Annotated in this window: 25 protein-coding genes; 20 read left to right on the forward strand and 5 right to left on the reverse strand. The window is 61.1% G+C overall.

The window, feature by feature from the left end:
* Positions 1-47 precede the first annotated feature (47 nt).
* The 5 genes from G7047_RS08240 (at position 48) to bioB (ending at position 4,169) form a co-directional block, all read left to right on the forward strand.
* A complete protein-coding gene (locus tag G7047_RS08240) occupies positions 48-833 on the forward strand; it encodes a sulfite exporter TauE/SafE family protein (RefSeq protein WP_166303389.1) in 786 nt (261 codons plus the stop codon).
* A gap of 111 nt (positions 834-944) precedes the next feature.
* The gene (locus G7047_RS08245; RefSeq protein ID WP_166303392.1) at positions 945-1,808 is read left to right on the forward strand and encodes a YdcF family protein; all 864 of its coding nucleotides are present in this window, start codon (positions 945-947) and stop codon (positions 1,806-1,808) included.
* 98 nt (positions 1,809-1,906) lie between these two features.
* Positions 1,907-2,377: a VOC family protein gene (locus G7047_RS08250; RefSeq protein WP_166303395.1), complete on the forward strand. Its 471-nt coding sequence runs from the start codon at positions 1,907-1,909 to the stop codon at positions 2,375-2,377.
* A 19-nt stretch (positions 2,378-2,396) separates the two neighbouring features.
* Entirely contained in the window at positions 2,397-2,819 is a 423-nt protein-coding gene (locus tag G7047_RS08255; RefSeq protein WP_166303398.1) for a PaaI family thioesterase, read from the forward strand.
* 357 nt (positions 2,820-3,176) lie between these two features.
* Positions 3,177-4,169, forward strand: coding sequence for a biotin synthase BioB (bioB, locus tag G7047_RS08260; protein WP_240939536.1), 993 nt, complete (start codon positions 3,177-3,179; stop codon positions 4,167-4,169).
* A 57-nt stretch (positions 4,170-4,226) separates the two neighbouring features.
* Here bioB and G7047_RS08265 read toward each other — a convergent pair whose 3' ends face one another.
* Together G7047_RS08265 and G7047_RS08270 are read right to left on the reverse strand one after the other, a co-directional pair.
* The gene (locus G7047_RS08265; RefSeq protein ID WP_166303405.1) at positions 4,227-4,535 is read right to left on the reverse strand and encodes a YqjD family protein; all 309 of its coding nucleotides are present in this window, start codon (positions 4,533-4,535) and stop codon (positions 4,227-4,229) included.
* Positions 4,536-4,661: 126 nt separating this feature from the next.
* Entirely contained in the window at positions 4,662-5,018 is a 357-nt protein-coding gene (locus tag G7047_RS08270; protein WP_166303408.1) for a PRC-barrel domain-containing protein, read from the reverse strand.
* Between the two features lie 355 nt (positions 5,019-5,373).
* Here G7047_RS08270 and G7047_RS08275 point away from each other — a divergent pair, with 355 nt between their 5' ends.
* Positions 5,374-5,778 (forward strand): hypothetical protein, encoded by a 405-nt coding sequence (locus G7047_RS08275; RefSeq protein ID WP_166303412.1) that lies wholly within the window; start codon positions 5,374-5,376, stop codon positions 5,776-5,778.
* Between the two features lie 123 nt (positions 5,779-5,901).
* Here G7047_RS08275 and G7047_RS08280 read toward each other — a convergent pair whose 3' ends face one another.
* Together G7047_RS08280 and G7047_RS08285 are read right to left on the reverse strand one after the other, a co-directional pair.
* Positions 5,902-6,483 carry a hypothetical protein gene (locus G7047_RS08280; RefSeq protein ID WP_166303416.1) on the reverse strand — a complete coding sequence of 194 codons (582 nt, stop codon included), beginning with the start codon at positions 6,481-6,483 and terminating at the stop codon, positions 5,902-5,904.
* Between the two features lie 257 nt (positions 6,484-6,740).
* Positions 6,741-6,950 carry a CsbD family protein gene (locus G7047_RS08285; RefSeq protein WP_166303419.1) on the reverse strand — a complete coding sequence of 70 codons (210 nt, stop codon included), beginning with the start codon at positions 6,948-6,950 and terminating at the stop codon, positions 6,741-6,743.
* 324 nt (positions 6,951-7,274) lie between these two features.
* Here G7047_RS08285 and G7047_RS08290 point away from each other — a divergent pair, with 324 nt between their 5' ends.
* Positions 7,275-7,466, forward strand: coding sequence for a hypothetical protein (locus tag G7047_RS08290; RefSeq protein ID WP_166303422.1), 192 nt, complete (start codon positions 7,275-7,277; stop codon positions 7,464-7,466).
* A gap of 326 nt (positions 7,467-7,792) precedes the next feature.
* Here G7047_RS08290 and G7047_RS08295 read toward each other — a convergent pair whose 3' ends face one another.
* Positions 7,793-8,275: a hypothetical protein gene (locus G7047_RS08295; RefSeq protein WP_166303425.1), complete on the reverse strand. Its 483-nt coding sequence runs from the start codon at positions 8,273-8,275 to the stop codon at positions 7,793-7,795.
* Between the two features lie 287 nt (positions 8,276-8,562).
* Between G7047_RS08295 and G7047_RS08300 the strand changes: the two genes are divergently transcribed.
* From G7047_RS08300 to G7047_RS08360, 13 genes are all read left to right on the forward strand, one after another.
* Positions 8,563-9,495, forward strand: a complete 933-nt coding sequence (locus G7047_RS08300; RefSeq protein WP_166303428.1) for a LysR substrate-binding domain-containing protein — start codon at positions 8,563-8,565, stop codon at positions 9,493-9,495.
* Between the two features lie 170 nt (positions 9,496-9,665).
* Positions 9,666-10,667 (forward strand): tripartite tricarboxylate transporter substrate binding protein, encoded by a 1,002-nt coding sequence (locus G7047_RS08305; RefSeq protein ID WP_166303431.1) that lies wholly within the window; start codon positions 9,666-9,668, stop codon positions 10,665-10,667.
* Positions 10,660-11,082: a Zn-ribbon domain-containing OB-fold protein gene (locus G7047_RS08310; RefSeq protein ID WP_166303434.1), complete on the forward strand. Its 423-nt coding sequence runs from the start codon at positions 10,660-10,662 to the stop codon at positions 11,080-11,082. The genes G7047_RS08305 and G7047_RS08310 overlap by 8 nt, the downstream gene beginning before the upstream one ends.
* Positions 11,079-12,245, forward strand: coding sequence for a thiolase (locus G7047_RS08315; protein ID WP_166303437.1), 1,167 nt, complete (start codon positions 11,079-11,081; stop codon positions 12,243-12,245). The genes G7047_RS08310 and G7047_RS08315 overlap by 4 nt, the downstream gene beginning before the upstream one ends.
* 17 nt (positions 12,246-12,262) lie before the next feature.
* Positions 12,263-12,958 (forward strand): 3-oxoacid CoA-transferase subunit A, encoded by a 696-nt coding sequence (locus G7047_RS08320; RefSeq protein WP_166303440.1) that lies wholly within the window; start codon positions 12,263-12,265, stop codon positions 12,956-12,958.
* Positions 12,955-13,629 (forward strand): 3-oxoacid CoA-transferase subunit B, encoded by a 675-nt coding sequence (locus G7047_RS08325; protein ID WP_166303443.1) that lies wholly within the window; start codon positions 12,955-12,957, stop codon positions 13,627-13,629. The genes G7047_RS08320 and G7047_RS08325 overlap by 4 nt, the downstream gene beginning before the upstream one ends.
* A complete protein-coding gene (locus G7047_RS08330; RefSeq protein ID WP_166303446.1) occupies positions 13,626-14,816 on the forward strand; it encodes an acyl-CoA dehydrogenase family protein in 1,191 nt (396 codons plus the stop codon). The genes G7047_RS08325 and G7047_RS08330 overlap by 4 nt, the downstream gene beginning before the upstream one ends.
* A 6-nt stretch (positions 14,817-14,822) precedes the next feature.
* On the forward strand, positions 14,823-16,010 hold the full coding sequence (locus tag G7047_RS08335; RefSeq protein ID WP_166303449.1) for an acyl-CoA dehydrogenase family protein: 1,188 nt from the start codon (positions 14,823-14,825) through the stop codon (positions 16,008-16,010).
* A 12-nt stretch (positions 16,011-16,022) separates the two neighbouring features.
* Positions 16,023-18,119 carry a 3-hydroxyacyl-CoA dehydrogenase NAD-binding domain-containing protein gene (locus G7047_RS08340; protein WP_166303452.1) on the forward strand — a complete coding sequence of 699 codons (2,097 nt, stop codon included), beginning with the start codon at positions 16,023-16,025 and terminating at the stop codon, positions 18,117-18,119.
* Between the two features lie 16 nt (positions 18,120-18,135).
* Positions 18,136-18,549, forward strand: a complete 414-nt coding sequence (locus G7047_RS08345; RefSeq protein ID WP_166303455.1) for a PaaI family thioesterase — start codon at positions 18,136-18,138, stop codon at positions 18,547-18,549.
* Positions 18,550-18,694: 145 nt separating this feature from the next.
* Entirely contained in the window at positions 18,695-19,939 is a 1,245-nt protein-coding gene (locus G7047_RS08350) for a CaiB/BaiF CoA-transferase family protein (protein WP_166303458.1), read from the forward strand.
* Positions 19,936-20,916, forward strand: coding sequence for a tripartite tricarboxylate transporter substrate binding protein (locus G7047_RS08355; RefSeq protein ID WP_166303461.1), 981 nt, complete (start codon positions 19,936-19,938; stop codon positions 20,914-20,916). The genes G7047_RS08350 and G7047_RS08355 overlap by 4 nt, the downstream gene beginning before the upstream one ends.
* Before the next feature lie 23 nt (positions 20,917-20,939).
* Positions 20,940-21,704: an enoyl-CoA hydratase gene (locus tag G7047_RS08360; RefSeq protein ID WP_166303464.1), complete on the forward strand. Its 765-nt coding sequence runs from the start codon at positions 20,940-20,942 to the stop codon at positions 21,702-21,704.
* Positions 21,705-21,800 lie beyond the last annotated feature (96 nt).

Consider the following 21,800-nt stretch of genomic DNA (forward strand, 5'->3'; position numbering starts at 1 on the left):
TCTTCGCCAACCCGGGCTGAACCCCACAATCAGAAAGAGGGCGGGTGATGGAAACACTGTTGGTGTATGTGGTGCTGGGCATTGGGGCCGGGCTACTGGCGGGCATGCTGGGGGTAGGCGGTGGCCAAGTCGTCGTGCCCGGCCTGCTGTATCTCTTTCATCTGAACCATTTCCCCGAGCAGCATCTGGTGCATCTCGCGCTCGGCACGAGTCTGGCGACGATTGCGGTCACCTCGCTGTCGTCCGCCTGGTCGCATCATCGGCTGGGCTCCATCAATCTTGATCTCGCGCGGCGGATGGCGCCGGGCATCGTGATCGGCGCTGTCGTCGGCGGGTTGATGGCGGGCCTGTTTCCGAGCCATGCGCTCAAGCTGGGCTTTGGCGCCTTTCTGATTCTGCTGGCCATCCAGATGGCTTTTTCACTCAAACCCAAGCCGGGGCGCGATCTACCGCAGAGTCTTGGGTTGTCTCTGGTGTCGGCGGCGATTGGCTGGGTATCCGCCATCGTCGGCGTGGGCGGCGGCAGCATGGTCGTGCCGTATCTGACCTGGTGCAATGTGAACATGAAGACCGCTGTCGGCACCGCCTCCGCATGTGGCTTTTTTCTGGCTGTCGCCGGGATGGTTGGCTATGTGATTTCAGGCTGGAACGCGCCAGGCCTGCCCGCATACAGCGTCGGTTATGTCTATCTTCCGGCGTGGGCCGCCGTGTCACTGTTGTCCATCGCGTTCACTCGCGTTGGAGCAACGCTGGCGCATCGATTGCCGGTGGCCAGTCTCAAACGCATCTTCTCTATCTGCCTGTTGGTGGCTGGTGTGCGCATCCTGCTCTGAGAGCGTGTGGACGATCTCCACGCGGTCTTGCAGGCGCGGCCTCGGGCAGTCTGCTGCGTTGCAAATCCTCGCGACGAAAGCGCAAACACGCGCTGAACCCCGATCGCACGGATGACCGACAATGGCAGACTTGCCCATTTCGTCCCGCGCACCGTGTCATTGAATCCCTCATCCATCACGATTCCGACCATCCTCCGACCCCTTTGGCTGCGCGTGCTGTGTGGCGTGGTCGGGGTGCTACTCCTCGGTGACGCGCTGGTGTTGATGATGTACGGGATGTTCAACGTTGGCATTCTCGTTCCGGCGGCAATTGGCGTTGTGCTTCTCACCATGCTGATTTGGCGCGAGCCGATTTCCCGCACGTTGGCCGCTCGGCCCCGGCTGCGCCGACTCTGGCGACTGGGCTGGTGGCTGTTCGCCATATGGGTGGTCAGCCTGCTGGTGTTCTGGCTGCGCATCGCGCAGCAGATGCATGGCGACGGTGAGCCCCGGCCGGTCGATGCGATCATCGTGCTCGGCAGCGCCACGCGCGATGGTCAGCCTTCGCAGACACTCGCGTTGCGGCTGGATACGGCGGCAGAAGTTGCCATGAAGGAGCCCGGCGCATTGATCGCGACCAGCGGCGGCGTGGATTTCGGCGAGACCGACAGCGAGGGGCGCATCATGGCGCGCTATTTGCAGCAGCGTCACGGTATTGCGGTGGATCGTTTCGTCATGGAAGAACAAAGCACCAGTACCGCATTGAATCTCTCACTGAGCATGGCGCTGCTGGCCGCTCAAAAATTGCCTGCCGATGCGTCAATCGCCATCGTCACCAGCGATTTCCATACCCCGCGCGCGCAGTGGATCGCCAACAAGGTTGGCATCCGCAACGCGCACACCGTGGCAGCGCCGACGCCGCTGTCGATCCGCTTCAACGCCTGGCTGCGCGAGTATTTTGCGGTAGCAAGCAGCTGGCTGCTCCGCGAGTTCTGAAAAGCGCGGAAAATAGGACGTTGGTTGCGTTGCACAAATGCTGTTCAGCGCCCGGTTTCAAGAGACATTCGATCATTCAATCCAAGGAGTACTTTTCAATGGCGAGCGAACAACGTCCTTTCCGCGTTCTGGGAATTCAGCAAGTAGCCATCGGCGGCACGGACAAGGCGCGCATGAAGAAGCTGTGGGTGGACATGCTGGGTCTGGAGCAGACCGGCACCTTCCAGAGCGAGCGCGAGAACGTGGACGAAGACATCCTTGCCATGGGCAAAGGTGCGATGAAGGTGGAGGTGGACATCATGCAGCCCATGGACATCGACAAGAAGCCCGCTGTGCACACCACTCCGCTCAACCACATCGGCCTGTGGATTGACGATCTGCCCAAGGCTGTGGAATGGCTCACCGCCAAGGGTGTGCGCTTTGCCCCCGGCGGCATCCGCCCCGGTGCGGCGGGCTACGACATCACCTTTCTGCACCCCAAGAGCAACGACGAGTTCCCAATTGCGGGCGAGGGCGTGCTGATCGAGCTGGTGCAGGCACCAACCGACGTGATCGCCGCGCTGGGCTGAACCAACCGAGGCAGCACCCATGTTCACCCTTGTAGAAAAGATCAACGCGTCGAGCGAAGGCTCGCTTCCCGGCCTGCTTGGTATACGTGCCACGCAGGCCGAACGCGGTGAGATTCACACCGAAATGAAGGTGCGTGCAGAGCTCATGGCCCCCAATGGCTATTTGCACGCGGGCAGTCTGGTCACTCTGGCCGACACGTCCTGCGGCTACGGTTGCCGCTCGATGCTGCCTGATGGGGCCAATGGCTTCACCACCATTGAACTCAAATCCAACCATCTCTCGACTGCCCGTGATGGCACGGTCGAATGCGTGGCGACGGTCGTTCACGCCGGTCGCACCACGCAAGTCTGGGATGCCGTGGTCAAACACCGCGAAACCGGCAAGACACTGGTGATGTTTCGTTGCACGCAGATGATTCTTTATCCAGTGCCAAAGACCTGAAAAGGCCTCTTGCAAACCGCTGATGCCCCGCTTGTCGGGGCTTTTTTTCGCTTATCTTCAGACACGCTTCAACGCCAGTTCGACGGAGTTTGCGAGCGAAGCCCTCCCATTGCGCGACGTTTGAATGCTGCGGTTGGAACGTCGCACAACATTGGTTAATTTGGCGGCAACGTCTGTTAAATCGCACTGGATTTGGCGGGCGTAGACAGCGCAATTTTCAATCCCACAATTTGCGGACGAAGGTCTTCCCACGCCTCGAATGCGCTTTCACAATCGCGGCCCATCAGGTTCTCTGGAGATTGCCGAATGAGCAGCACACCCATCCCACAAATTGAAGCCCCCGTGCACGAACAACCAATGCAGTTCTTCAACAAGTCGCGCTCGGCGCCGGCGTTGAACGCCGAAGTGCATGAATGGAGCGTTGACGTCATCCAGCAGTTGCTCGACATGCCCTTCATGGACCTGCTCTGGCATGCGCAATCCGTTCATCGCGAGCATTGGCCCGAAGGCGACATCGAACTCGCAACGCTGCTCTCGGTAAAGACGGGTGGTTGCCCCGAGAACTGCGGTTACTGCCCACAGTCCGCTGAGTTCGACACGGGCGTGAAGGCGCAGAAGCTCATGAGCGTGGAAGAGGTGACCGCCGCCGCACAGGCCGCCAAAGACGCGGGTGCCACTCGCTTCTGCATGGGCGCTGCGTGGCGCGCTCCCAAGGACCGCGACATCGACAAGGTCAGCGAGCTGATCACCGCGGTCAAGGGGCTGGGCATGCAGACTTGCGCTACTCTCGGCATGCTCGAGCCGCACCATGCGGATGCGCTCAAGGGGGCGGGGCTGGACTACTACAACCACAACCTCGACACCGCGCCCGAGTACTACACGGACGTGGTCAGCACGCGCCAGTACCAGGACCGGCTGAACACACTGCAGGCTGTGCGCGATGCGGGCATCAGCGTCTGCTGCGGAGGCATCATCGGCATGGGCGAGGAGGTGGTGCACCGCGCGGGTCTGATCGCGCAACTGGCCAATCTGCAGCCGTATCCTGAATCGGTGCCGATCAACAGTCTGGTGCGTGTTCCCGGCACGCCGCTGGCCGACAGCGAGCCGGTTGATCCGCTGGACTTCGTGCGTGTGATCGCCGTGGCTCGTATCACCATGCCCAAGGCCCGAGTTCGCCTATCGGCAGGGCGTCAGCAACTCGGTGAGGCGGTGCAGGCTCTGTGCTTCATGGCTGGTGCTAATTCCATCTTCTACGGCGATAAGCTGCTGGTTACAGGTAACCCAGAGGCATTGGATGACGCGCGCTTGATCGCCAAATTGGGCCTGTCACCGACCCGCGGAGTGAAATGAAAAATGCGGCACTCCGGCTTGTTACCGGAATGTCGCAGTGGGGTGGCAAGCAACAGCTTATCGCTTTGCGAGACAGAACCCAATGACAGCGCCGACAGCAAGTGCCACTCCTGCCACCCGCCACGGCTCATCGTGTGCATATTCATTGCCCATGCGTGCGGCCTCGCGGGTGCGATTGGCGGTCTCCTCTGCAGCGCTTGCCACGGTGTCGCGCACATGTGTCACTCCATCGTTCAAGCGTTGGCGTACGTCGCGAATCTGTGGGACGGAGTCCAGCTCCTTGCTGGACAACAGGCTCCCCAGGTCACTCAACAACTGTTCTATTCCGCCAAGTGCGCCGGGAGCGTTGCGGTTTGAAAATTTCATGGCCTTTGCCTTTCCTCGATGGTTTTCTGTGGGGTTGGGATGATCACCTTACTTCCCGTGGTGCTCAAAGGTTGTAGGTGGATGTCATCAAATTTGATTGCGAACCGTTGGAAACAAGCGCCCAAATCAAAGATACGGAACGCCGTAGTAGTCGTAAACGCGGCGGCCATACTCGTCGGTGTATTCCGGAACATCGCTGCTCTCATACCGTGGCGCATTCTCCAGCTGCTCTTTGGCAAGTGCCACCACGTAACCGCCCATTTCAGTGTCGTAGTTCAGTGTGTCCCAGGGCAGAGGATAGCGGTCCGTGCCGATGCCCAGAAATCCACCGAATTCCATGACGGCATAGCGCACGCGGCCGGAGATCTTGTCGATCATCAGCTCATCGATGGAGCCGAGTTTTTCTGCTGCGGGGTTGTACACGTTCGTGCCGCGAACCTTCTCGGAGGAAATGATGCTGTGGATGGTGTTGGGTGTGTTCATGTTGTGCTCCTTACAGATATTGCCCGCCATCGCCGTGGGTGATCACGGGCATGGATGGAATCAGCGAGATGGCTGTTGGCGTGTTTGAATTGCCATGGCGACCGCTGAACATGAGTGGGAAGAGTTGTCGCTTCCAAGACCAGCTTACCCGTCAAGGGAAGACGCGAGGGTAGTCGTCCGCATGTGGGGCCTGTAGAGCAATGACTGTTGGATAACGTATCTGTCCTACCCCGTTGAATTGCCACTGCTGGACGATGCATCCGGACATTGCCGCCCCCATCCTACGTTCGGGTGCTCTTGTGCGGATTAGAGTGATCTTCATCGTTTGGTCTTTCCAACAGTTGAGGAGCTTGTCATGAAATCACTCACCGTTGATTCCAGCATGCGCGCACTGATTGGTGGTGCGTTCTACCCCAAGGGTCACACCATGGTGATGTACCCAAGCGAAGATCTCGCCAAGGACAGTGCGCAGCTCTTGCTGGCCAATGGTTTTACCGACGACGACATCTACAGCGTTCCGGCGGCAGATGTGATCGCGCAGATTGCACCCACGGTGGATGCCGACAAAGATTCATTGCCTTCAATCGGAAGCGATGGCAACGAAGCCCGCGAGTTCGTCAAGCTGGCTCGGGAAGGGCAGAGTGGCCTCTTGATTGCCACCCCCGACGACGATGCAGGAGAGCGGCTGCTGAAGGTATTGAAACAGTCGCACTATTCGGTCGCGAGTCGCTACTTCACCCTGGTCATTGAAGACTTGTGATTTTCGATAGTGCATGCGTTGGATCGGAAAACCCATGGAAGGAAGGCGCGCCGCCATACCTTGCAGCACGCCATTCCGAAATTGCAGTGCTGCTGACCTTCCACGGTATCTCTGGACTGGCCCTTACTGGCCAAACCGGATCTTGGCATCGTTGATGCAGGTATCCTTGTCTGGGCCCGACATGGCATCACAGCGTTCCTTTGCTGCCTTGTACTGCGCCTCGCGGGTGTCTTGCACGGCATCCTTGCGGGCTTCGGACACCTCGGCGGCCTTCGCTGCCGGAGACTTGTTGGTCGGCGCTTCCTCCACACGCTTCACCTTGGCTTCTTCCTTGGCCTTCACGTGGGCTGCGTTGGCGTCCTTCTTGCAGACATCTTTGGCATTGCCGCTCAGATCATCGCAACGCTCCTTGGCGACTTCATAAGCAGCCTCAGCGCGTGCAAGGCGTGCCTTGTAGTGCGTGGAATCGTTTGGCTTCACGCGCACATCCAACTCGGCTTTGGCAATTTTTTCATTGCCCTTGGCCTCTTTTTCACAGATGTCCTTGGCATTGCCGCTCATCGATTTGCACTGGGCAAGAGCTGATTTGTATTGAGTTTCTATATTCTTTTTTTCGGACTTCACTTCATCATTTGTCAAAGCAAAACCAGAAACTGCAAACATCGAAATGGTTAGCGTGCTGGTGATTTTCAAGTAGGTCTTCATGTAGGCATCTCCTTGTGATGAGATATTCATGATATGCCTCACTGAATAATGATCTTGCAGTCCATGTTGAATATGTTGTGTAGGTGTTGTCCTATGTGGTTTACATAATATTGTTCTGCTTTCGTCTTGATTCATTCGAATGAGGAGTACCGACTTGTGTTCTTGTTCTTGTGGACTGGCTTTTGGAATATTGATAAAGAAAGACCCGCAGTGCGAGTCTTTCATTCAACTGTTGGGTTCAGTTTTTGAAGTGCCAATCACCAGTTGTATTTGTTGTCGGATTCCCATTTTTTCACTTGTCGCTCAGCCTCGTCTTGAGCGATGCCATCGCGCTCCTGGATTCTTCCAACGAGTTGCTCGCGCTGTCCGTTGATAACGTCCAGATCATCGTCGGTGAGTTTGCCCCATTGCTCTTTGATCTTTCCTTTGAATTGCTTCCAATTTCCCTTGATAGTGTCCTCATTCATGACGATGTACTCCTTTGATGGGTTGAAGAAATAATGCCGAATACCTTGCGAATTTCATTCGGAAAATATGAATAGAGATATTAATTTTTGTTGTTGTTTTATTCTGTAGGTCTGATTCATGAATTCAGAGGGGTGTGGGACTACGTCTGTAGTCCAACGGCTTTCAAAAACGATCGAGAAAAAATGGCACATATCCCTACGTTGAACGAATCGTGCATATCGCAGAATGAAGGAAGTGCAGTCGCGATATTTGAATGAAATTCTTTAGATTATTTATGCCGTGAATGGCATTGAAAACCGCCAAAGGAGTCTCTTATGTATTTAATGCACGTCTCTCGACGCCAGCCGCAGGACCCGGGCTCCGATATACCGCCAGTTGACCCGAATCGTCCTATCGATCCAGCGATCCCGGAGCACCCGGCATCGCAGCCTATGGAGCCGCCGGGGGAGGCACCGCCCATCGAGCTGCCACCCGAGTCCGCTGCAGCCACCAACCGGTCCGTAGGTGCGGCTTGACCTGCGACCACACGTGACAACAGGACAAAAGGAGTTATCCAGCATGCCAGTACCTTCGACACCACCAGTCCCACCAATAGCTCCGCCGCCGCCAGCGGAGCCGCCGAAACCAGAGCCAATCGATCCGCCAGCGCATCTGCCACCGGTGGTAGATCCACCCAAAGAGCCTCTGCAGTAAGGAGGGGTAATGGCGTATTGGCCTTTACGGCTCGCGGTAGGTGGCTGCAACGGACGGGCATCTGTGCTGCGTGTATCGGTCTCGCGTTGGCTTCGCTCGAGATCTTTGTGCGCGATTTCCATCTCGGGCGCCCTGTGGCCTACCGTCGTCAGTACCCTGTCTCCTGAACATATTTGCGATTGGCTCGATCCCACGCGGCCTTGAATGCTGGTTGGGCTTTCTCCCACTTGAGTCCGCCTTTGGCATGCGCGGCATCCCATTTGCGTGCCCACTCGGCGCGTGCCGCGTCGAAATCGGTACCTGCCACGCGGGCTTCCCAGCCAGCGCGATAAGCGGGAGCGTAGTCGTCGTAGCCATGCTCGGCTGAGTAGTAGGGCTCTTGCACGTGGACTTCGCGCCAATGTGCATCTTCGTCCGTAGGGTTGATGACCTCGGCCGCACCTTTGCCGGCCAAGCCCCCGACCACTGCGCCGATGATGGCACCCGCCGCCGCGCCCAGCGGACCTCCGATGGCACCCGCCGCGGCGCCAGTGACGGCGCCTCCTGCAGCGCCAATGCCCGTTCCCACCGGATGAGCACCTGGCTCGCCAGTGATGGGATCACGGTTGAGTTTGTCATTCGAGCTGTTCATGTTGAATCCCCTGTGGTTGGAAGAGTCCGAGGCATCCTCTGCTTGCAGATCGGGCCTCATTCAGGCCGTTGCGATTTCAGCTGCGCCTCAACGTTATTGGGCTATGCATTGAAGAAGATGTCTGTAGGAGAAGCGAGCCTGCGACATTAGGACAGTCCGGTTTACGTTTTCGATGCACTCGGGTAGGTCATCAGTTCATCGATTCACGGCGAGTCAATAGTGCAGCCTTGAACAGGGGATCGCGCGTGAAATGGACATGTAGCGAGCGCAACCCATACGATCACGACATGCGTTACGAACTTACCGATCTCCGACTCTTTCTGGAAATTGCTCAGGCCGGTAGCCTGACTGCTGGAGCGTCTGCCGTCTTCATCACTCCGTCAGCGGCAAGCTATCGCCTCAAGAATTTGGAGCAAGCCATGGGAACGCCGCTGTTCGAGCGCACCTCGCGTGGCATGGAGCTGACGCCTGCCGGGGATGCCGTGCTGACGCATGTGCGCGAGCTGTTTGAGGGTATCGAGCGCATGCAGGGCGACGTGAGCCGTTTCATCTCGGGCATCAAGGGCCATGTGCGGCTAGTGGCCAACAGCAGTTCGCTCAACGGCTTCGTGACGCAGACGCTGGGGCGCTTTCTCGTGGCGTATCCCGGCATCGATGCAGACGTGGACGAGCGCCAGAGCGAGACCATTCCGTCGGCGGTGCTGGCGCGCGAGGCCGACATCGGCATCTTCGCGGGTGGCACGGACGTGGAGGGGCTGACGGTGCACCCCTATGCGGTCGACCGACTGGTGATCGTCACCCCGCGTGACCATGTGCTGGCTGCACAGCACAGCATTCGGCTGGGCGCGGCGCTGGATTTTGACTTCGTCAGCATGAACCGCACGAGTAGCAACTACCTGTTCCTGCGCGACACGGCGGCCAAGTATGGCAAGAATGTGCGCACGCGCCTGCATGCGCATGGCTTTGAAGCGGTGTTGTCGCTGGTGGCCGCCGGAGTGGGGGTGGCGATGGTGCCCAGCGGCGTGCTGGCGAACCGACAGCAGTCTGCGCAGCTCGCGGTGATTGAGCTGGATGAGCCTTGGGCGCTGCGCGAGTTGAATCTGGTGGTACGCAAGGATGCGCGGTTTCCGAATTTCATCACCGCCTGTATGAACTTCCTGCTCGAAGACCCGGTGGTGGCCGCCACGCGCACGCCGCTGCCGCGCACAAAAGACGAATAGACAAGGCACTGTTCAAAGGCCTGAAGTCCCCTTATCAAAATCTAGAACAGAGCGTTCGAATCTTTCGGATTGAGCTCTCGAAGGTCGATTCATACACTGAATCACAGCTGTCACATGGCACTCGCTGGTGTACGGCATTCGCTGGTTCTAGATGAAATAAGGAGACTCTCATGGCATTTTCGCGTTCGGACAAGGCGCGCTCCATCGGCTGTGCCCTGGCATTGGGGTGGATAGCCCTGTCGGCACCGGTCGGTTCGGCCTTTGCGCAGGCCGGAAATTACCCCGCCAAACCCGTCACGATCGTGGTGGCTTTCCCGCCGGGGGGCATGACGGACATCGTCAGCCGTGCGCTTGCCAAGGAACTGTCGCAGAACCTCAAACAGCCATTCATCATCGACAACCGCCCCGGCGTCGCGGGCCAGGTTGGCACGGAATATGTGGCCAAGCAGCATGCCGATGGCTACACGCTGCTGGTGGGTGCGACCGGGTATGTGATTGCCCCGGCGATGAAGAAGGTGGGCTATGACCCGCTCAAGAGCCTAGAGCCCGTGGCGGTGCTGGCCAAGTCGCCCAACCTGATCGTCGTGAATCCCAAGGTACCGGCCAAGACGCTGCCCGAATTCCTCGCCTGGGCCAAGACGCAGTCGAACATTCCGTTCGGCACGGCGGGTGCGGCTGGCTCCACCCATCTGGGGGGCGAATGGCTGCGCACGCTCACCGGCTATGCCTTCGTGCATGTGCCCTACAAGGGCGCGGCACCGGCGACCAACGATGCGGTGGCGGGACAGATTCCGATGGCGGTGCAGGATTCGATGAGCGTCTCATCATTCATCACCACGGGCCGACTGCGCCCGATTGCCACCATGTCCGCCGAGCGCAGCAAGCTGTTCCCTGATCTGCCGACGATGCAGGAAGCTGGTTTCAAGGGTTTTGACGTCTACACCTGGCTGGGCCTCTACGCCCCGGCCGGAACGCCAGCGCCCATCGTGACGATGCTGAACAAGGAGATCAACAAGATCATGAACTCGCCCGAGATGGTCGAGCGCCTGCGCCTGCAATACAGCGAACCGCTCGGTGTGATGGATCTGGCGCAGACGCGCAAGTTCGTCGAGGGCGAAGTCAACAAGTGGAAGGCCGTGGTGCAGCAGACCGGAGTGAAGGCCGATGACTGACGCAGCACCTACCGAATCCAACGTGGGCGCGCCGCAGTCCGCAGCGGCCTCCGCCTGCGACAAGCGCTATTTCGATGCGCTGGCGCAGGGGCGCTTCGAGATTCCACAATGCCGTGATTGCGGAAAATTCCATTTCTATCCGCGCGTGTGCTGCCCGCATTGCGGTTCGCAGGCGCTGGACTGGGTCGCGCCGAGCGGCGATGGCACAGTCTATTCCGTGACCATCGTGCGGGCCCGCGAGGGCGCCGACTACACGGTGGTGCTGGTCAATTTGGACGAGGGCCCGCGCCTGATGAGCCGCGTGGTCGACATGCCCGTGGACGAGGTGCGCATCGGCATGCCGGTGCGTGCGCGCATCGATGTGACTGATGAAGGTCCGCTGCTGGTGTTCGTAGCGCGGGGAGGTGCAGCATGAGTTCTTCGGATTCGACACGTGGATCCATCGCGATTCTGGGCACCGGCCTCGCAGGCATGGGCCATGCGGGCGGCGCGAGCGAGCAGGAGATCATCGCCAAGGCGTCCTGCATGGCGATCGAACGCAGCGGGCTGCGCAAGTCCGACATCGACGGCATCATCACTTCGAGCCTCATTTCGCCCTGGTGGGTGATGCGCATGGCCGAGTATCTGGGCATTCGCCCGCGCTTTTCCGACAGCACCATGTTCGGCGGATCGGCCTTCATCGCCGATCTGAAGATCGCGCAGATGGCCATCGATGCGGGCGAGTGCGAGAACGTGCTGATCTGCTACGGCAGCACGCCGCGCAGCGCGCCGAGCAGCTCGCGCGTCAACCAGATGCGCGCCGAGCTTGATCCGCAGCCCTACGAGCATCCCTACAAGGCGTTCAACCCGGTGTCGAGCTATTCGCTGGCCGCTGCACGCCACATGTACGAGTACGGCACCACCCGCAAGCAGCTCGCCGAAGTGGCGGTGGCGGCGCGCAAGTGGGCGCAACTCAATCCGGATGCGTTCTCGAAGAAACCGCTGTCGGTGGACGACGTGATCAACGCCAAGATGATCTCGGACCCGCTCACGGTGCTGGACTGCTGCCTCGTTACCGACGGCGCGGGGGCCATCGTCGTGTCGTCGGCCAAACGAGCGAAGGAGCGCCATGCCAAGCCGATCTACGTGCTCGGCAGCGGATTTGCACATTGGCACCGCCAGATCTCGTGCATGGAAGACCTCACCATCACACCCGCTCAGGAATCGGGCAGCAAGGCTTTCGCGCAGGCGGGACTCATTCCGGCCGACGTGGATGTGGTGGAGCTGTATGACGCGTTCACCATCAACCCGATTCTGTTCCTCGAAGACCTCGGCTTTTGCAGGAAGGGCGAGGGCGGTGCGTTCATCGAGGGCGGCCGCATCGAGCCTGGCGGCGCCTTCCCGATGAACACCAACGGCGGTGGACTGTCCTGCGTGCACCCGGGCATGTACAGCATCTTCTTGATCATCGAGGCGGTGACGCAGTTGCGCGCCGAGGGACATGCCCGCCAGGTCAAGGGCGCGGAAGTGGCGCTGGTGCACGGCAACGGCGGCGTGCTGTCGAGCCAGGCGACGGCGATTCTGTCGTCATCGCTGTGAGTCAGGAGAACAAGACGATGGTGAACAAGATTTTCGAATCCGCCGCACAGGCCGTGGCGGATATTCCGGATGGCGCGACGATTCTGGTGAGCGGCTTCGGCCTCGCGGGCCAGCCGGGAGCATTGCTCGATGCGCTCTACGATCAGGGTGCGAGCGACCTCACGGTGGCATGCAACAACAGCGGCAGCCGTGACATCGGACTCGCGCGGCTGATTCGCGCGGGCCGCGTGCGCAAGCTGCTGGCCTCGTTTCCGCGCGGCGCTGAGTCCGATGCCTTCGAGGACGCCTACGCGCAGGGCCGCATTGAATATGAATGCGTGCCGCAGGGCACGCTGGCCGAGCGCTTGCGCGCTGCGGGCGCGGGACTGGGAGGTTTTTTGACGCCCACCGGCTACGGCACGGAGCTCGCCGAAGGCAAAGAAACCCGTGTGATCGACGGCATGGGCTATGTCTTCGAGCCGCCGCTCAAGGGCGACTACGCGCTGGTGCAGGCTCATGTGGCCGACCGCTGGGGCAACCTTGTCTACCGCAAGGCCGCGCGCAACTTCGGTCCGATCATGTGCATGGCCGCGCGCGTCGCCATCGTGCAGGTGGGCAGCACGGCGGAACTGGGATCGCTTGATCCGGAAAACATCGTCACGCCGGGCATCTTCGTGCAGCGCGTGGTGGTGACTGGTGCCGAAATGTCGATGACAGGGGAGAAGCGCGCATGAAGCTGGAACTGACATACCAGGGCCTGACACGCCAGCAGATGGCGAAACGGGTGGCTGCGGACATTCCGGCCGGGGCCTGCGTGAATCTGGGCATCGGCCTGCCGGTGATGGTGCTTGAGCATTTCCGTCCCGAGGACGAAATCATGGTCCACAGCGAGAACGGCATCCTCGGCATGCGCGCCCTGCATGCGGATGAAACGCCCGATCCCGACATGTCGAACGCGGCCAAGCTGCCGGTGAACATCGTCGATGGTGGCAGCTTCTTTCACCACGCCGACTCGTTCGCGATGATGCGCGGCGGTCATCTGGACTTCTGCATTCTGGGCGGCTACGAAGTGTCAGTTCAGGGCGATCTGGCCAATTGGTCGCTCGGGCAGAAGAACGTGGCGACGGCCGTCGGCGGCGCGATGGATCTGGCCGTGGGCGCCAAGGCCGTGTATGTGCTCATGGAGCATGTCACGCGCGACGGCGCGCCGCGCATCGTCGAGCGCTGCTCGCTGCCGCTCACCGGCCACCGTGTGGTCAAGCGTATCTATACCGACCTGGCCGTCATCGAGGTGCGGGCGTCCGGACTGGTGGTGATCGACATGGTGCCGGGCATGAGCGAAGAGGCTCTGCAAGCCTGCACCGGCGTGCCGCTGCAGTTCGAATTGGAACAGGTGTGCGCATGACGCAGGTGACGGACCACGAACAGCTTGGGTTGTTCCGCACCGAGGTGCGGGCATTTCTGGCCGACAAGTTGCCGGAGAACCTGCGCCGCAAGGTGCTGGAGCACAAGCGGCTGAGGAAGGCAGATTTTCTGCAATGGCAGGCGATCCTGCGCGACAAGGGTTGGGCCGCGCCCAATTGGCCCGCCGAACATGGCGGCACCGGCTGGACGCTCGCGCAGCGCCTGCTGTTCGACGATGAGTGCGCGATCGCCGGGGCTCCGGAGACCGTGCCCTTCGGGCTGCGCATGGTCGCACCGGTGCTGATGAAATACGGCACCGAGGCGCAGAAGGCTCGCTACCTGCCGCGCATTCTCTCTGGCGAGGACTGGTGGTGCCAAGGCTATTCGGAGCCGGGTTCGGGCTCGGATCTCGCGTCGCTGCGCACGCGCGCCGAACTGCGCGATGGCGAGTTCGTCGTGAACGGCCAGAAGACCTGGACGACCTATGCGCAGTATGCGGACATGATGTTCTGCTTGGTGCGCACCGATCCCGATGCCAAGGCGCAGTCGGGGATCTCGTTCTTGCTGATCGACATGAAGTCGCCCGGCGTGACGGTGCGGCCGATTCGCACCCTCGACGGCGACACCGAGATCAACGAGGTGTTTCTCGACAACGTGCACGTTCCGCAGAACCAGCTCGTGGGCGAGCTTCACAAAGGCTGGACCTGCGCCAAATATCTGTTGTCGCACGAGCGCTTTGGCGCAGCGCGCGTGGGGCGCTGCAAGCGCGAGCTGGCTTGCTTGAAGCGCCTACTGAAGGAGCGTGTGGTAGACGGCGAAGCGCTGGCCGTGCGCGCAGATTGGATCGAGGCCGTCGCGCGGCTCGAGATGGAGCTGCTGGCGCTCGAGGCATCGGTGCAGCGCTTGGTCCGGCAGTCCGAGAGCGGCGCGGGAAATGGCGCGGAGGCCTCGGTGCTCAAGCTCATGGGAACAACGCTTGCGCAGGCGATCACCGAGCGCCAAGTGCAGGCGGCGGGGCCGCTGTCCAAGGAGTTCAGTCAGCGTGCGTTCGAACTGACGGTCGATGGCAACGAAGATGAGACACAGACGCTGGCTGGCTTCTATTTGAATTTGAGAAAAATCTCCATCTACGGTGGCTCTGACGAAGTGCAGCGCAACATCATCGCCAAGATGGCTCTGGGGCTGTGACGCATCATGAGTGACTACCTGAACGAAGACCAGCGCCAGCTCGTGGACGCGTTGGCGCGCTATCTGGAGCGAGAGCATCCGCTGCCTGAATCGGGCATATGGCCGGAGGATGTAGCCCATCGCGCGGAGGCATCTGCGCACTGGTCCGCATTCGTGAATTTCGGCCTGACGGCGCTGACGGTGGACGAGAACCACGGCGGCATTGCGGACGACCCGCTTGCTGTGCATGCGGCAATGGAACTGTTCGGCCGCCATCTGGTGACCGAGCCGTTCGTTGCGAGCATCGTGCAAGGCACGTGGCTGTTGGCTGCGACCTCGGACACATCGATCAAGGCCGATGCGTTACTGCGCCGCGTGTTGGCGGGCGAAGCCCGAATTGCGCTGGCGCATGCGGAACCGCAGACCGACTACACGCTGCACCACATCGAATCGCGCGCCGAGCGCATCGGCGATGGCTGGATGTTGTCTGGCCACAAGGTGGATGTGGCTTATGCGGTGCAGGCCGAGCGTTGGCTGGTGCTGGCACGCACCAGCGGCGCGCGACTGTCGCAGCATGGGCTGTCGCTCTTCGTGGTCGATCCGGGCACACCGGGCATCCGCCATCGCGACTACGTGAATCTGGACGGCTCGACGGGTTCCGAAATCTGGTTTGAACAGGTGCAATTGCCATCCACCAGCCTGATCGGTGAGGTGCATCAGGCATGGCTGCTGTTCCGGCAGGCCTGCGCGCGTGCCAATGCAGCGTTGTGTGCGGAGGCCGTGGGCGCGATGTTGGCCGTCCTCGACACCACCGTCGCCTACGCGAAGGAACGCAAACAGTTCGGCGCCAGCATCGGCAGCTTTCAGGCCATTCAGCATCGGCTGGTGGACATGTACATGCAGCTCGAAAAATGCCGTTCGCTCGCGCAGCGCGCCAGCGGCCTGCTGGCGCAGAAGTATGACGTCGAAGCACTCGCCGCAGTCTCGGCCGCCAAGGCCTTGTGCTGCCAGTCGGCACGCAATCTCTGCCAGAGCGCGATCCAGCTGCACGGCGGTATCGGTATGACGGACGAGCTGGCGCTCGGCAAGTTCGTCAAGCGGCTGATGGTGATCTCGCACACGCTGGGCGACGAACTGCACCATGTGCAGCAGTTCGCAAAGTTCACCCCACCTACGCAGGCCGCACCGGCGGCCACGGCTTTCCTTTCCCATTGAGGCGACCCCATCATGACTACACCAGAGACAAGCCTTTCGATCTCCGACACCGTCCGTTATACGGAGCGCCAGCAGGTGGCGTTGATCCGCATAGACAATCTTCCCGTCAACGGCCTGGGCGACACGGTTCGACGCGGCGTTGCCGATGCGCTGAAGCGCGCGCTGGCGAACTCCGACGTGAAGGCCGTGGTCGTGCTCGGCGAGGGCAAGGTTTTCTGCGGCGGCGCGGACATCCGCCAGTTCAACACGCCCGCCGCCACGGCCAAGCCCATGCTGCGCGATGTCAACCGCGCCATCGAGCGCAGCACCAAACCGGTGGTGGCCTGCATTCATGGCGTAGCGCTCGGCGGTGGGTTGGAATTGGCGCTGGCCTGCCACTACCGCATTGCAGATGCGTCCGCCAAGCTGGGGTTGCCGGAAGTGAATCTGGGCCTGGTGCCCGGTGGTGGCGGCACACAACGTTTGCCTCGTCTGATCGGCGTGACGGATGCCGTGCGCTTGATCAGCTCGGGCAAGCAAGTGGGTGCGAAAGAGGCCGCTTCGCTGGGCTTGATCGATGAGGTGTTCGAGGGCGACCGCGAGCAAGCGGCCATTGCTTTCGCGTTGGCGCAGGCCGCGCAGCAGACTGCTTGGCCGGTGCTGGCGGACAAGGCTATTGCGGCAGACGGCCTGCCCGATTTCGACGCGTTGCGTGCGGCGGTGAACCCCAAGGCGCGTAACGCGATTGCGCAACGCATGGCGGTGAGCAGCGTGGAAGCGGCGGTGCAATTGCCCTTCGAGCAGGGGCTAGACAAGGAGCGTGCGCTGTTCGACGAGCTGGTTGCGGGCACGCCGTCCAAGGCGCTGCGCCACATGTTCTTCGCCGAAAAGGAATCCGCCAAGTTCACCGGAAGCAATGCACGTGAGGCTGCACGCCCGGTGCGCAGCGTGGGCATTCTCGGCGCTGGCACCATGGGCGGCGGCATCGCCATGGCGTTTGCGAATGCGGGCATTCCGGTGGTGCTGTGCGAGCGCGAACAGGCGGCGCTGGACCGGGGCATGGCGCTCATCGAGCGCAATTACCAGATATCGGTCGCACGCGGCGGACTGACGCAAGAGGGCGTGAAGACGCGGCTGGCGCGCATCCAGACCTCGCTCGACATGGCAGCGTTCGCCGAGGTCGACCTGGTCATCGAGGCCGTGTTCGAAGACATGGCTGTCAAGCGCGATGTGTTCACGCAGCTTGACCGCATCGCCAAGCGCGGTGCGATTCTGGCGACCAACACCTCGCGCCTGAACATCAACGAGATCGCGGCCGCGACGCAGCGCCCGGAAGACGTGATCGGCCTGCATTTCTTCAGTCCGGCCAATGTGATGAAGTTGCTTGAAGTGGTGCGCGGCGAGCTGACGTCAGACGCCGTCATTGCCGGGTGCATGCAGATGGCCGTGGCCATTGGCAAGATTCCGGTGCTGGTGGGCGTCTGCGAAGGCTTTGTGGGCAACCGTATGCTGACCGGTTACTGGCGCGAGGCGGGCTTTTTGTTGGAAGAGGGGGCCACGGTGCCGCAGATCGACGCGGCCATGCAAGCCTATGGCTTTGCGATGGGGCCGCTCGCCATGGCCGATCTTGCGGGCATGGACATCAACTGGGCGACGCGCAAGCGCCTCGCGCCCACGCGCCCGGCACACCTGCGCTACTCCAAGGTAGCCGACCGCATCTGCGAGCAGGGCCGTTTCGGGCAAAAGACCAGCGCGGGTTACTATCGCTACGAAGCGGGCAACCGCACACCCATTCCGGATCCCGTCGTGGAGGAACTCATCGCCCAGTGTGCGAAAGAGGCGGGCATCGAACGTCGCCAAGTCACCGACGAGGAAATCGTCGAGCGCTGTGTGCTGGCACTGGTCAACGAAGGCGCGCGCATCGTCGACGAGGGCATTGCCCAGCGGGCCTCAGATGTCGATGTGGTCTATGTGAACGGCTACGGCTTTCCCGCGTGGCGTGGTGGTCCGATGTTTTATGCCGAGACGCTGGGCTGGAAGCAAGTGCGCGACAAGATCCACGCGCTGCATACCAAGCATGGCGAGCATTGGATTCCTGCGCCGTGGATCGACAAACAAGCCCAAGCCTGAAGCTAACATCCAAACCATGAACGACGCCGTCTTTGTCCCGCCCGAAGGTTTTGTGGAGCATGTGTCGCCCAGCAATTTCATGTTGACGCTGGGCCCCATGTACAAGCGCGAGCGCGGGGAAGGCTGCGCCACCATCGGCATGCGGGTGCTCGAATCCCACCTCAACCTGCACGGCATCGCACATGGCGGACTGGTGGCGACGCTGATCGACAACGCCATCGGCTACAACGTCTCTCGGGCCATCGATGGTCCGGTGGTGACCGCGCATCTGAGCATCGACTACCTGTCCTCCGCCCGTCTTGGCGACTGGGTGGAGGCCGACGTGCAGATTGACCGCAAGGGGCGGCGCATGTGCTTTGCGGACTGCACGCTGCGTAACGGCACGGCGCTCATGGCCAAGGCCCGTTGCATTCTCGCGCCGGTCGCCTGATCGCCAAAATCTCTTCACGGGCCTTCATGGCCCTGTTCGCGCTGGATTTTCTGACCCTCCAAATTCCACGAACTCGCGATGCAATATTGGCCAATTGACCCCTGCAGGGCCTGCACCAAGAATACGTGAAAGTTTTGGAGATGCGATGCTTGCAAATGCACTGGATGGAGTCCGTGTTGTGGACTTGTCGAGAATTCTGGCGGGGCCTTGGTGCACGCAGAATCTTGCGGACCTCGGCGCCCATGTCCTGAAGATCGAGCGCCCCGAGTCGGGCGATGACACGCGCAGCTGGGGCCCGCCGTTCGTGACCGGACGCAGCGGCGAGCAGGTCGCGGCCTATTTTCTGTCCTGCAATCGGGGCAAGCAGTCGGTCACGCTGGATTTCGCACGCGAGGCCGAACGCGCCTGGCTGCTGCGCCAGATCGAGGATGCGGATGTGCTGGTTGAGAACTACAAGGTTGGCACGCTCGCGCGCTACGGGCTTGACTACGCGGCGCTCGCCAAGATCAATCCCCGGCTCGTCTATCTCTCGGTCACCGGCTTTGGCCAGAGCGGACCGTTTGCGCACAAGCCCGGTTATGACTACATCTTTCAGGGCATGGGTGGGCTGATGAGCTACACGGGTCTGGCCGATGGCGACGCCGGGGCAGGCCCGCTGCGCACCGGTGTGGCCGTGGTTGATCTGATGACCGGCATGTATGCGACCAGCGCGGTGCTCGCGGCGCTGGTGCAGCGCGGACGCACGGGGCAGGGGCAGCATTTGGACATCGCGTTGCTCGACGTGTCGGTGGCGATGAACGCCAATCAGGGAGCGAACTATCTGGTCTCGGGCGAGAACCCTGAGCGCATTGGCAACACCCATCCGAACCTCGCGCCTTACGAGGTGTTCGAATGCTCCGATGGCTACATCATTCTGGCGATCGGCAACGACACGCAGTTCGCCGCGTTCTGCAAGCTCATGGGCACTGACTGGTACCAGCGGCCACAATTCGCCACCAATGCCGGGCGGCTCACCCATCTGCCCGAACTGCGTCCGCTTCTGCGTGCCGTGCTCAAGCAGTGGCGGGCGGCAGAGCTGGGTAGCGCGCTGGATGCCAATGGCATCTCTTGGGGAAACATCAATAGCATGGAGCAGGTGTTCCAGCATCCGCAGGTGGTGCATCGCCAGATGCTACAGACTGTGGAGCATCCCGAACTGGGCACGCTCAAGCTGGTGCGCAACCCCATGGTGCAGCCCGGTGCACACAAGCCCGTAACCCCGCCGCCAACGCTTGGCCCTGCGGCGGTCAAAGCCACATCCCAGTCACAGCCCGCATCAATCCATGACCGCGTGACTGCGCTGTCACCGAATTTGAATCTTTCATCCAGAAATACAGGAGACATCGAATGAACTCGCTCAAATCCCTGCTCGCCCTGACGCTGTGCGTCGGCATGCTTCCCGTGGCCCAGGCGGCTGGCAACAACACGTCCTATCCAGACCGTCCCGTGCGCCTGATCGTGCCCTATGCGGTGGGCGGTGCGACCGACGTGATCGGTCGCGTGATGGCCCGTTATCTGGGGGAAGAGCTCGGTCAGTCCATCGTCGTGGAGAACAAGCCCGGTGCAGGCGGCAGCACCGGCTCGCAGTTCGCATCCAAGCAACCGGCGGACGGCTACACACTGGTGATGATGGTCGAGAGTTCGCACGCCGTGAACCCGAACGTGTATGCCAAGCCGGCCTACGATCCGGTCAAGGACTTCACGCCCATCACCAACATCGCCAACGTGCCGGGCGTGATGGTGGTGAACGTGAACTCCAACTACAAGACCGCGCAGGACGTGATCGAGGCGGCGCGCAAGGCGCCTGGTAAACTCAACTACGGCTCGTCCGGCAACGGCGGGCTCAGCCACCTGAGCGGCGCGCTGTTTGGCGATGCGACCAAGACCCAGATCACCCATGTGCCCTACAAGGGCCTTGGCCCCGCGCTGAATGACCTGATGGCCGGGCAGATCGATGTGGTGTTCGACAACATGCCCTCATCGGGCGGGCTGATCGCTGGCAACCAACTGCGTGCGCTGGCCGTATCGAGCCCGAAGCGACTGGCCAATCTACCCAATGTTCCCACCTATGCGGAAGTGGGCTTGAAACCGATGAACGACATGTCCTGGTACGGCCTCGGTGCGCCCGCCGGTCTGGACGCGGCGGTGCTGGCCAAGCTCAGCACGGCGGCCAAGAAGGCACTGCAGAATCCCGAGTTGGTGAGGACCATTGAGCAGCAGGGTGCGGTGGTGGACTACCAGACCCCGCGGCAGTTCAAGAGCACCGTGGACCGCTCGAACAAGGCCTGGTCCAAGCTCATCAAGGACATCGGTTTCGAAAAACTCTGATTCTCACGAAAGCAAAGAACACCATGTACGCACAAGTCACTTACCCCACACCCTCCACCGCCATTCTTACCATCACCGACGCAGGGGTGCTCAACGTGTTGAGCACCCCGGTCATTCGTGGACTGATCCAGACGCTCGGTGAACTCGCCGAAAATCAGGAACTGCACTGCCTCGTGCTGCGCGGATCGGGAGCACGCGCTTTCATTGCGGGAGCGGACATCAAGGAGTTGGCCTCACTGACCTCGGCCACCGGCCGCGTTTTCATCGGCGCGCTGCGCGACCTGTGCAATGCGGTGCGCCATTTCCCGGTGCCGGTCATCGTGCGACTCGAAGGCCACACACTCGGCGGCGGTCTCGAACTCGCAATGGCCGGTGACCTGCGCATCGCCGCCGACAACGCCGTCGTCGGCATGCCCGAGGTGAAGGTCGGCATTCCTTCTGTCATCCACGCGGCCATGATGCCCGCCCAAATCGGCACCACCCGCGCAGCTTGGCTACTGCTGACCGGCGAAAACATCCCCGCCAAGCAAGCGCAGGAATGGGGCCTGATCAATGAATGCGTGCCCCAGAACCAACTGGACGCCCGCATCCTCGAAATCGCTGCAGGCCTCGCCGAGATCGGCCCGGTTGTGCTGCGCCAACAGAAGCGTTTGCTGCGCCGCTGGGAAGGCATGACGCTGGACGCCGCCGTGGACGACAGCATTGCCGAGTTCGGCGAAGCTTTCAAAACCGGCGAGCCGCAGCATCACATGAATGCGTTTCTGAACAAGAAGGCTGGGAAGGTTTAGTCAGTGAGCAGAAACATCCGCAAAAAATGAATGCCTGAAGAAGGATCTAGTGGGGCAGGGTCGTTGACTACTGATCTGGGTAGAGTTCAGTGCACA

The sequence above is a fragment of the Diaphorobacter sp. HDW4A genome (assembly GCF_011305995.1).
In the GTDB taxonomy this organism is placed as follows: domain Bacteria; phylum Pseudomonadota; class Gammaproteobacteria; order Burkholderiales; family Burkholderiaceae_C; genus Diaphorobacter_A.